This is a genomic window from Streptomyces sp. NPDC007901, from assembly GCF_042959465.1.
Lineage (GTDB): Bacteria > Actinomycetota > Actinomycetes > Streptomycetales > Streptomycetaceae > Streptomyces.
The window spans coordinates 1-1,656 of the sequence record NZ_JBIBKW010000097.1; the positions used below are offsets into that span (position 1 = coordinate 1).

1 protein-coding gene is annotated in these 1,656 nt (G+C 68.4%); it reads left to right on the plus strand.

The genetic code is table 11. From position 1 onward, the window contains the following. The first annotated feature begins 115 nt into the window (after positions 1-115). Entirely contained in the window at positions 116-1,492 is a 1,377-nt protein-coding gene (locus ACFZDK_RS55805; RefSeq protein ID WP_390987107.1) for an IS1380 family transposase, read from the plus strand. The last annotated feature ends 164 nt before the right edge of the window (positions 1,493-1,656 follow it).

Below are 1,656 nucleotides of genomic sequence, written 5' to 3' on the forward strand. Positions count from 1 at the left end.
CTTTCATGAAGCGGGGTGTCCGGCAGGCGGGCAGGAAAGCAGAAAGTGCCTCTGACCAGCAAGAATGAGGATTGTCTAGGTCCTTGTTCCCGCTGAAGCCAGAGGCACTTCCCAGGTGAAGCACCCTATCGGGTCCTATCCCCGTGTCCGCGTTCAGGACGACGGCCGTCAGGTCGTGACCCAGGCCGGGTCGGTCCTGCTCATCGAAACAGTCCGAAAGACCGGCTTTGACCAGGCCATATCCGCAGCGCTGGCTCCATGGCGGAAGCCGCGGGCCGTCCACGATCCCGGCAAGATCCTCCTGGACGTCGCTCTGGCAGTCGCACTGGGCGGGGACTGCCTCGCGGACGTCGCGATGCTGCGGTGTGAGCCAGCCGTCTTCGGCCCGGTCGCTTCCGACCCGACGGTCTCCCGCCTGATCGACGCGCTCGCCGCCTCCGGCGAGAAAGCCCTGCAGGCCATCCGGTCCGCGCGGTCTGAAGTCCGTGGCCGGGTCTGGTCGTTGGCGGGCAGAAACGCCCCGGACACCGACGGACAGGTCACGGTCGACCTCGACGGCGTCCTCGTGATCGCGCATTCCGACAAGGAGGACGCGGCCGCGACCTGGAAGAAGACCTATGGCCATCACCCCCTGACGGCTTTCGTCGACCACGGACCGGGCGGAACCGGTGAGCCGGTCGCCGCCTTCCTGAGGCCGGGGAACGCGGGCTCGAACACCGCTGCCGACCACATCGCCACCGCCCAGCTCGCCCTCGCTCAGCTGCCGAAGAAGTACCGGCGAGGTCGGCAGACGCTGATCCGCACGGACTCCGCCGGCGGCACCCACGATTTCGTGTCCTGGCTCGCGAAACGAGGCCGATGGCTGTCCTACTCGGTCGGCATGGTGATCAGCGACACCATCCACCAGTACCTACTGCAGATCCCGGCCTCAGCCTGGACGCCGGCCGTCGAGGCCGACGGCAAGGTCCGCGACGGCGCCTGGGTTGCCGAGCTCACCGGCAGGCTGCTGGACGGCTGGCCGAAGGGCATGCGGCTGATCGTCCGAAAGGAACGACCGCATCCCGGGGCCCAGTTGAGGATCACGGACGCAGACGGCATGCGGATCACCTGCTTCGCGACCAACACCCCTGACCAGCCGATCGCCGAACTCGAACTCCGCCACCGGCTGCGGGCCCGGGCCGAGGACCGGATCCGGGCGGCCCGGGCCACCGGCCTGCGCAACCTTCCCCTGCACCACACCGCGCAGAACAAGGTCTGGCTGGAGATCGTCCAGCTCGCTCTGGAGCTGCTCGCCTGGATGCCCATGCTCGCCCTGACCGGCAAGACCCGGCTCTGGGAACCCCGTCGGCTACGATTCCGCCTCTTCTCCGCAGCCGCCCAGATCGTCACCACCGGCCGGCGCAGGATCCTCCGCCTCACCCAGCACTGGCCCTGGACAGGCGAGATCACCACCGCACTCGGACGACTCGCGCTCTTGCCCAACCCGGGCTGAACAGCAGACCCCCGGTCCCGACGACAGCACCCCCCGAATCCGGGCAGTGGAACCCGGCGCCCACCCGACGCGACTGCCGGGCCACCAGCCTGCTCACCACCCGCTCTGGAAACTGAAAGAGCCCGCCGACTCCGTCGGCGGACCCTCATGAAAGATCGAGGCTA